Raw genomic sequence first — 8,915 nt, forward strand, 5'->3', positions numbered from 1 at the left:
GGTTTGAGCGGTCCGGCGCACATGCCGGCCGACGTCGTGGCACGGCTGAGCAGCGCCTGCAACGAAATACTGGCAACGGCGGAGATCAAAAAGAAGATGCTGGAGTTGGGCATCACCACCCAGCCCATGAGCCCGGCGGCGTTCACCGGCTTCGTCAGGGAGCAGGTGGCCGTACTGTCGCCCGCCGTCAAAGGAGCAGGGGTTAAGCTCTGACCGCATCCGCCCGAACAAGGCCCCGTCTTTACCAGCTGAAGCCGCGGTCTGGCGTTGCCAGCCGCAAGGCGGCCGGCCCCATACGTGAGGAAAGGGGCAGCGCGCCGCAGGCTCGAAGTGGGGAAGCGTGGGGGCTCAGCGAACCACGCTGAGGTAAGCGTAGGCGGCGCTGCGCAGTTCCTGGGCCTGCAACGGATTGCGGCCGGCGCGTGCTTCGGCGCGTTCCATCAGGTTGTGGGCCACACCGTTCACAGGGGCCACGCGGGTTGCGGCGGGCAGGAAACGGGCGATCTGGGAAATCAGGCTGTACATGTCAGGGTCACCTTCATGGGGTGAAAAAGTTGCGGTGAATGAAGAATAAGGGTTTTCCCTAGGGTTTCAAGCCTAACCGGGCCCCAAACCCATGCAAAAAATGCATGCCGTGCTCCGCGGCGGCACATGCAGGTCATTTCTACGTGATTTCCGGGGAAAACTTCACGGAGCCGGCGGCTATGCTTGGGCTGTGGCCCATCCCCCAAATCCCTCTTCCCTGCCCACGGCTGAGACCCCTGCTTCATCGCCGGACGGGGCGCTGGCGCTGCTGCGGCAGATCGCCTCGAATATTGACGCGATGCTCTGGTCCTGGGACCCGCAAACTGGCCGCATCACCTATACCAACCCGGCGTTCGAGGCGTTCTGGGGCCTGTCGGCCGACACCCTGGCAGACCGGCCGTGGCAATGGCTGGAGCATGTGGACCCAATAGACCGCGAGCGGGTGCTGAGCCTGCAAACCAGCCCCCTGAAGCGCAGCGAAGAGTACAGGGTCATCCGGCCCCAGGGCGGCAATGCCCGGCTGAGCCAGCGCGCGCTGCCCATGCACAGCCCTTCGGGGCAGTTGCTGCGCGTTATCCACCTGGCCAACAACATCACCTGGCAGCTCGACACTTCCAAGCAATTGCGTGTGGAGATCGGCCGGCGCACCGACTCCGAGGCCAAGTACCGCGCGGTGGTGGAAAACGTCAGCGAGGGCATTCTTGTCACGGCGGCCGGGCGCATCCTGTATGCCAACCCCAAGGCACTGGAGCTGACCTCGCTGGACGAGGAAACCGCCAAGTCCCTGCCCTTTATCGAATTCATCCACCCCGACGACCGCGAGAAGGTGCTGAGCAATCACATGAAGCGCCTGCGCGGCGAGCCGGTGGAGAACTACTACCAGTTTCGCGTGCAGCACAGCCGCAGCGCCATACGCTGGCTTGAGATCAGCGCGGTGATGTTTGAATGGCAGGGCGCGCCCGCCACGCTCAACTTCCTGACCGATGTCACGCGCAAGCGCCAGGCGGAGGAAGACATGCGCAAGGCGCTGGCGCACGAGCGCGAGCTGTCGGAGCTGAAGTCACGGTTTGTCGCCGTGACATCGCACGAGTTCCGCACGCCGCTGGCCGCCATCCTGTCGTCTGTGGAGCTGCTGGATGCCTACGGGGCCAGCTTTCCGGCCAGCGAACGCCGGGAGCTGCTGGGGCAGATCAAGACGGCGGTGGCCCGCATGAACAGCATGGTCGAGCAGGTGCTGCTGACCAGCCGCCTGGAGCTGGGCAAGTTCCAGTTCGAAGCCGCGCCGCTGGCCGTGCCCGACTGGCTGGTGCAGGTGATGGGTGAGCTTGAGCGCGGCAACCCGCAGGCCGCGCGCGTGTCGCTGACCTGCGACGGCCTGGACGCGCCGCGCACGGCGGACCAGCAGTTGCTGCGGCACATCGTGGTCAACCTGCTGGGCAATGCGCTGAAATATTCGGACCCGGACACGCCGGTGCAGTTTGCCGTTCGCGGCGTGGGCGACCAGATTCACCTGCGCATCAGCGACCACGGCATCGGCATCCCGGAAGCCGACCTGCCGCGCCTGTTCGGCAGCTTTCACCGCGGCACCAATGTCGGCAATATTTCCGGCACCGGCATCGGCCTGCACATCGTGAAGGAATGCGTTGACCTGCATCAGGGGCAGATTGAAGTCACCAGCCGGCCCGGGCAAGGCACGACATTCACCGTGCGCCTGCTGGCGCCGTTGGCCTGACACCCCCCGCCCGGCGCCGGCGGTTTTGCCGTTTCAGGGGCCTTTTTTCCGGTGGTAGGTCAGCGCCGCCTGAATGCAGAACGACAAGGCATCCCTCGGCAGTGGATCAGCCGCATCGAGCACGATGGCCCGATTGCCCTCGTAGCGCAGCTCGCGGGGAAACAAGGTGCGGAAGGTGTCCACCAGCATGGTGTTGCAGTTGAAGTACAGGGCGTACTGCGCTGGACTGGATCTGACCGGCCCCAGTCGGATGGTGCTGCCGCTTTTGCTGGCTGACGTGAGGTAGGCCGGCTCGCCCCACTTGAGTGTTTCCTCCAGATCGCCGACGCCGGGTGTGTCCAATGCCGTGTCCAGAATCAATTGGCGCAGGGCCATCAGCTTGCGCCGCAGCAGTGGCGGGTAGGCCGCGAAGGCCTGCGCGACGGCTGTGTTCTGGATAGGTGTCACCGGTGGCTCCCTGGTTCCTGTTTCATGCCTGCGCAATCTAGCGCACGGACACTGGGCGACGCAAGCGAAAAAGCCCGCCACCCGGAACCGGCCCCGTCTTCCCGCACAATCGGCGGGGTGAACATCCAGCTCCTGTCCGACCTGCATCTCGAGAGCAACCCCGACTTCAAGGCCGTGCCCGTACCCGGCGCCGACCTGCTGGTACTGGCCGGCGACATTGGCTCCTATCAGCAGGGCTCGCTGCTGGGCGAGAGGGGCATTGCCGACTTCGGCCTGGGGCAGTTTTCGCCCTTGCCTCTGGCCCAAGGCGGTGCGGACTGGCCGACGCCGGTGCTGTTTGTCCCGGGCAACCACGAATACGACGGCCTGGACTTTGATGAAACCCATGTGCGGCTGCGCGAAACCTGCGAGCGCCTGGGCATGGTCTGGCTTGAACGTGAAACCGTGGTGCTGCAGGGTGTGCGTTTTGTGGGCAGCACGCTGTGGACCGACTTTGACGCCCTGAGCGCAGGCCAGGCCCAGGCATCGGACATCACGCCGGGCGAGCAACTGAAAGCGCGCGAAAAAGCATTCCGCGCAGCCAACTTTTATCTCGGAAAAAACCATTCCTTTCGCGATGGCCAGCCACTGCTGGCGGCCGACCTGCGCGAAAAGGGCCTCAAAAGCCAGGCCTGGTTGCGGCAGGCACTGGCCGTACCATTTGAAGGGCCTACTGTGGCCGTGACGCATTTCGCCCCCAGCCTGCTGAGCGCCGACCCGCGCTATGGCCTGGTGCCGGGTACGGCGGGCTTTTGCAATACGCTGGATGACCTGCTGCCGCTGGCCGACCTATGGCTGCACGGGCACCTGCATTGCGTAATTAATTACATCAGCCGCGGCTGCCGCGTAGTGGCGAACCCGCTGGGTTATGCGCGCAAGCATGAACAGGACGGGTTTTTACCCGACTTGCTGATCCGCGTCGGCCAATAGCACTCAAGCACTCAGTCGTCCTCTTATGGGCGTGGTGCCCACGTGCCGCTGGTGACTAAAGTCGTAGCGCCGCAGCGCACACGGCGGCGGCATTTTTTTGAACTTCCTGCGCATCGCGTAACCCAACCACGACCGGCAACGCGGAACCCAAGGGTCAGCACGAAAGTGATAACACTTTGTTCCAATTGTTGGTTTGCGCACTGTTCGGCTTGCATGTATCTTGCATGAAGGGTTCATGCAGGACTTCCTGCACCGCACCCGCATTGGGGAGAGCACCATGAAAAGCAACGTGTCCTATCTTGGCGCCTGGCTGCTTGCCGTCGGCCTCGCGTTTGCGTTTGCGTTCGCATCACCCAATGAGGCCAGCGTCATGGGGCACATGCCGGCTTTCATGGCGCAAACACTGCTGCGCCAGCCGGTCAACGTGCCGGATGGCTTGCCCTCTGACCGCACCCTTGCACTGATCACCTTCCAGCGCGGCCAGCATGTCCAGGCCGAGAGCTGGATCCAGGGGCTGAACCTGCGTAACGACTCGTCCATCGCGTGGATGCGCATGCCGATCGTCAATGACCCCGGCACACCGACGGGGCGCAGCGCCGTCGAAAACAGGTTGCTCAAGCACTACACCGCAGATACCGAGCGCGCCAGGCTGGTGCCGGTGTTCACCGACCGAGCCAGTTTTGTGCGTGCGGCCGGCCTCAACGGCACCGACCAGGTCTACGCCGTGGTGGTCAACCGCCAGGGTGAAGTGCTGGCGCGGGTTGAAGGCCAGTTCGACGCAGATAAAGCGCAGACGCTGCGCGAAACTCTGCGCCCGCAGAGCTTTTAAACCACCCCCGTCCAGGCTCACTGCGTGTAGCCTGTTCCCCCCTCAAGGGGGCGGCGCCTGGGGCCGGCAAAGCCGGACCCGCGGCCCCCACTGGTGAAATACGCCCACTGGTTACGCCGCCGAACTCTTCATGCAAGCATGAGCCGCAGGACCGACTTTGCCGGACTGCAGGCGAGCGGCCTCCGAGCCTGCCTGCGCAGGCTCGGACGGGCGACAGAGGCGAAGCGTCTCGCGAGCTGCGGCCTGCAAGGCCTCGCGACCCACACGCAGTGGAGGAGCGTGGGGGCTCCACCCCTTACAAAGTCCTGTCACCCAGCGTGAAATAGAACGTGGCGCCTTGCCCGAGGGATGACTGGGCCCAGACCTTCCCGCCATGCCGTGCCACGATGCGGTGCACCGTGGCCAGCCCAATGCCGGTGCCGGCAAATTCCGACAGCGAATGCAGGCGCTGGAACGCGCCAAACAGCTTCTCCGCGTAGGCCATGTCGAAGCCGGCGCCCTTGTCCTGGACAAAATAAACCGTCTCCCCGTCTTCGCCGACCTCATGGCCGAAGGTGATTTCGGTGCGCTCCTGGTTGGCGCTGAATTTCCAGGCGTTGCCCAGCAGGTTGTCCAGCAACTGCATGAGCAGGCGCGGGTCACCCTGCCCCGTCAGGCCCGCTTCAACATGGAGCGCCACCGGCCTTTCGGGCTCGCGTTCACGGTAGCCGTCAAGGATGCCCTGGACCAGTGCGCTGAGGTCGACCGGCTCCCAACGCAGGCTTGAGCGCGACACCTGTGCCAGCGTCAACATCGCATCGATCAATTCCCCCATCTGCCCCACCCCGGCCCGTATGCGCGCCAGGTAATGCCGGCTGCGCTCCGACAGCGGTGTGCTGTCGGACTTGTTCATGGCACGCTGCAGCAGGTCGCTGAATCCGTCGATGGCACTTAGCGGGCTGCGCAGGTCATGGGATACGGAATAAGAAAATGCCTCCAGTTGTTTGTTGGCAAATTCGAGTTGCGCGGTGCGTTGCTGCACGCGCTCTTCCAGGCTGGCGTTGAGCCGCAATATCTCCTCGCGCGCACGCCTGCGTTCGCGGATATCGGTGTTGATGCCGAGCACCCCGTTAACCTTGCCTTCTTCGTCGCGCACCACCGTCCAGCGTGCTTCGATGGCCACCGTTGAGCCATCCCTGGCGCGCTGCTCCAGTTCACCGGTCCAGTCCCCTTCATTGGCCAGCGTGCGGGCCATGGCGCCCACAAGCACCTGGGGATCCTCGTACATGAACTCTTCCATCGATTTGCCCAGCACTTCTTCGGCTGTCCATCCGTAAAGGCGTTCGGCACCCTTGTTCCAGAAACGTATGGTCCGGTCCAGGTTGCGGACCATGATGGCGTCCTGGGCCCTGTCCAGCAGCGAAGCCTGTTCGTGCAGCTTGACTGCCGCCTGGCGTGCGGCCTCCTGGCTGCGCTGGCGCTCCAGGCGTTCACGCAGGCTGACGATGCCGAACGCCAGGTTGTCGGCAAGCTCCTGCAGAAGTTTGACCTCTTCAGCGGTGAACTGCTGCGGCTCAGCCGAATAAAGGCATAGCACGCCGAAACTGCTGGACCCTTCGCGCAAAGGCAGGCAAACCGCGCTCTGGTAGCCTCGCTTCATGGCATCGGCCTGCCAGTAAAAATGATTGTCGGCCCGGCTGATGTCGCTTTGCTGGGGCAGCCCGGTGCGAATGGCCTGGCCCGCGGGGCCCTGGCCCGTAACCTGGTCATCACGCCAGGTCAGGCGGATCACCGTCAGGTACCCGCCCTCGTTACCGGCGTGCACCATGGGCTGTATGGTGCGCGCTTCGTCGTTCTGTGCATACCCCACCCAGGCCATGCGGTAGCTGCCCACATCGACGGCGACACGACAGACTTCGGCCAACAGGGCCTCCTCGTCTTCAATCCGGTTGATGGCGATGCTGGACTGGCTCAGCATCTGCAGGGCCCGGTTGGTGTTTGCGAGCGCCAGGTCGGCAAGCTTGCGGTCGGTAATGTCGCGGGCGGTGCCCACCACACGCTCGAGGACACCCGACGCATCGAGCACCGGATAGGAGTGGTCGCGTATCCACCGGAGCTTGCCGTCCGCGGACAGGATGCGGTATTCGATGTCGGAGGATTCGCCAGTGCGGTTGCGCTTCCTGGCGAGCTTCAGCAAAGGCTGATCCTCCGGCAGCGCAGCGTCGGCATATGACAGGGGGTTGGCATACAGGCTCTCACGGCTGCGGCCCCACACCTTCTCATAGCCGGGGCTGATATAGAGAAGTTGGCCGGAGCGGGGATCCACGTTGTAAAAAACGTCGTTGATGTTTTCTGCAAGTTCACGAAAACGCGCTTCGCTGCTGACCAGCGCCGCCTCGGCGCGGGCACGTACCAGCGCAATACCGGCCAGCCGCGCCGCAGTGTCGATCAGTTCCAGATCGTGCGGTTGGGGTACACATGGATAGCGGTGGTAGATGGCAAATGTTGCCAGCGGCTCGCCGTCGGTCGAAACCACAGGGTGGGACCAGCAGGCGCGCAGGCCATGCGCGAGCAATATCTCCCGGTAGTCCTTCATCAGCGGGTCGAGCTGGGTGTCTTCCACCACGACCATCTCGTTGCGAAACGCCGCGGTACCGCAGGCACCCACCCCTTCACCTACCGGCAGGCCTTCAATGGCCTGGTTGTAGCTGTCCGGCAGGCTGGGCGCTGCACCCAGGCGCAGGTGTTGCCCGTCCAGCAGCAGGATCGAGCACAGGCTGTCCGGGGAACTCGTCTCAATTAATTGCACCACGGCCTCGAGCGAGCGCTGCAGGGGCGCGCTCCCGGCAATCAGCGCCAATACCTGTTCCTGCGCCAGGGCAAAATCCTCCGCGGCCTTGACCTTGGTAATGTCATTGAACACCGCGACGCCGCCCACCAGCGTGCCGGCGTCATCCTGCAAGGGCCGCGTGCTCATCCTGAGTACCCGGTCTTCGGCGCCGGGCCTGCGAAATACCAGGTCCCAGTTGTCGATACTGATGCCGCGCGTTGCGCGCGCCAGCGGCCGCTCCGACGCCGGCAAGGGGGTTTTTCCGTCGAGCGTCAGCAGCTCGTGGTCGCGGCGCCAGTCCTCGACCCGCACGCCGGGGCCTGGCGCTACGCCAAAGAGCTTGCGAGCCGTCGCGTTAAACACCAGGAAACGACCTTCGGTGTCCGCCGCGATTACACCTTCACTCATGCTGTTGAGAATGAGATCGAGCAAGGAGCGCTCCTTGTCCACGCGGCTGAGCACGGCATCAAGCTCCTCCTGGCGCGCCTGAAGGGAGCCAGCCATGCGATTGAAGGTCTGCCCAATGTCGCCAAGCTCCCCCTGGTACAACGGACCCAGCCTGACACGCGCCCCCAGATTGCCCTCTGCAACCTCATTGGCTTCTTTCAGGATCGCCTTGGCCGGGTTGACGATCAGGCGGTTGCCTATCCACCATGCACAGGCTGCACTTGCCACGGCCATGGCGAGCAAAGCCGCCAGCTCCGAAAGCAGGTTGTCGCGGCTTTCTGCGCCGATGATTTCCTGCGGGACACTGACTGCCACAAATAGCCCATCGCGGCCTTCGACGGAAACCGGCGCAAAAGCGTAGACCCGCTGGCTTCCCTGCGCATCAGGTGCATGCAGCACACCCAGGTGACGCGTGTGCACGCCCTGGCGCACGGCGGCGTCCGGGTGCTGTCGGCCCAGCCAGGAAGGTGTCTGCGGGGAAACGGCCAGCACCACGCCGTCCCGGTCAAGCACCGTCAGCCTTGCGCCCGACATCATGGAGGCGGCGGTCAAAGGCTCTGCGAGGGCCTTCAGGCCCAGGGAGGCAAAGGCCACGCCCCCCATGGCGCCGGAATCGGTGTGGATCGGTATGGCGAAGATCAGGCCCGGCAGGCCACTGCTGCGGCCAATGCCGTAGGTCCCAATGGCAAAACGCTGGCCGGTCATGATCTGCAGGAAAAATGGCCGGTCATCTTCCTGGATACTGCCGGCGGGAAGGCCCAGTGAGCTGCAGACCAGCCGGCCGTCCGGCGCAACAACGCCCACATGGGTGAACTCGGGGTGCTCCCGATGGATGTTTTTCAGCTGTTGCCCGCACAGTCCAGGCTCGTGGCTCTTGATATGAGGCGCACTGGCCAGGCCATTGAGAAGCTCATGCACCTTGTCCACCGTGCGATGCTGGTGTGTGGCGAGCAGCGCGACCTGGGCCTGCAGGTCAACCTGTGCATGCTCCAGCGCAGTGCGGCGGCCTTGTTCGGCGTAATACGCGAGCAAGCCGAACAGCGGGAGCAGCGCGAGCAGCACCAGCAAAACCAGACGGGTACGCAGCCCCAGCCATCCCAGCATTCGTTACCTCGTGCCTTTCACTGCAATGCAGCGCCAAGCGCGCATCAGGTCAC

Annotated in this window: 6 protein-coding genes and 1 pseudogene; 4 read left to right on the plus strand and 3 right to left on the minus strand. The window is 64.1% G+C overall.

What is annotated here, in order from left to right:
* Nucleotides 1–213, plus strand: a pseudogene (locus AC1DWI_RS06395) (tripartite tricarboxylate transporter substrate binding protein); the annotation flags it as partial.
* Between the two features lie 135 nt (nt 214–348).
* Here the strand turns inward: AC1DWI_RS06395 and AC1DWI_RS06400 are convergent.
* Nucleotides 349–525: a hypothetical protein gene (locus AC1DWI_RS06400; RefSeq protein ID WP_431099058.1), complete on the minus strand. Its 177-nt coding sequence runs from the start codon at nt 523–525 to the stop codon at nt 349–351.
* Nucleotides 526–715: 190 nt separating this feature from the next.
* On the opposite strand from AC1DWI_RS06400, the gene AC1DWI_RS06405 reads away from it, so the two are divergent.
* Nucleotides 716–2,257, plus strand: a complete 1,542-nt coding sequence (locus tag AC1DWI_RS06405) for a sensor histidine kinase (protein ID WP_477670322.1) — start codon at nt 716–718, stop codon at nt 2,255–2,257.
* A gap of 33 nt (nt 2,258–2,290) precedes the next feature.
* On the opposite strand, the gene AC1DWI_RS06410 is transcribed toward AC1DWI_RS06405, so the two are convergent.
* Complete coding sequence (locus AC1DWI_RS06410) at nt 2,291–2,704, minus strand: DUF1801 domain-containing protein (RefSeq protein WP_477670323.1); 414 nt, start codon at nt 2,702–2,704, stop codon at nt 2,291–2,293.
* Nucleotides 2,705–2,821: 117 nt separating this feature from the next.
* On the opposite strand from AC1DWI_RS06410, the gene AC1DWI_RS06415 reads away from it, so the two are divergent.
* Together AC1DWI_RS06415 and AC1DWI_RS06420 are read left to right on the plus strand one after the other, a co-directional pair.
* Nucleotides 2,822–3,673, plus strand: coding sequence for a metallophosphoesterase (locus tag AC1DWI_RS06415; RefSeq protein WP_477670740.1), 852 nt, complete (start codon nt 2,822–2,824; stop codon nt 3,671–3,673).
* A gap of 277 nt (nt 3,674–3,950) precedes the next feature.
* Nucleotides 3,951–4,502, plus strand: a complete 552-nt coding sequence (locus AC1DWI_RS06420; protein ID WP_477670324.1) for a hypothetical protein — start codon at nt 3,951–3,953, stop codon at nt 4,500–4,502.
* A 295-nt stretch (nt 4,503–4,797) separates the two neighbouring features.
* Here the strand turns inward: AC1DWI_RS06420 and AC1DWI_RS06425 are convergent, their stop codons facing one another.
* Nucleotides 4,798–8,862, minus strand: a complete 4,065-nt coding sequence (locus AC1DWI_RS06425) for a PAS domain S-box protein (protein ID WP_477724554.1) — start codon at nt 8,860–8,862, stop codon at nt 4,798–4,800.
* Nucleotides 8,863–8,915 lie beyond the last annotated feature (53 nt).

It is taken from the genome of Polaromonas sp. P3_C2 (assembly GCF_056402675.1).

Bases quoted from the DNA above. Each gene is read 5' to 3' on its own strand.
- AC1DWI_RS06400 (WP_431099058.1), bottom strand. From the start codon at position 525: ATGTACAGCCTGATTTCCCAGATCGCCCGTTTCCTGCCCGCCGCAACC.
- AC1DWI_RS06420 (WP_477670324.1), top strand. From the start codon at position 3,951: ATGAAAAGCAACGTGTCCTATCTTGGCGCCTGGCTGCTTGCCGTCGGC.
- AC1DWI_RS06425 (WP_477724554.1), bottom strand. From the start codon at position 8,862: ATGCTGGGATGGCTGGGGCTGCGTACCCGTCTGGTTTTGCTGGTGCTG.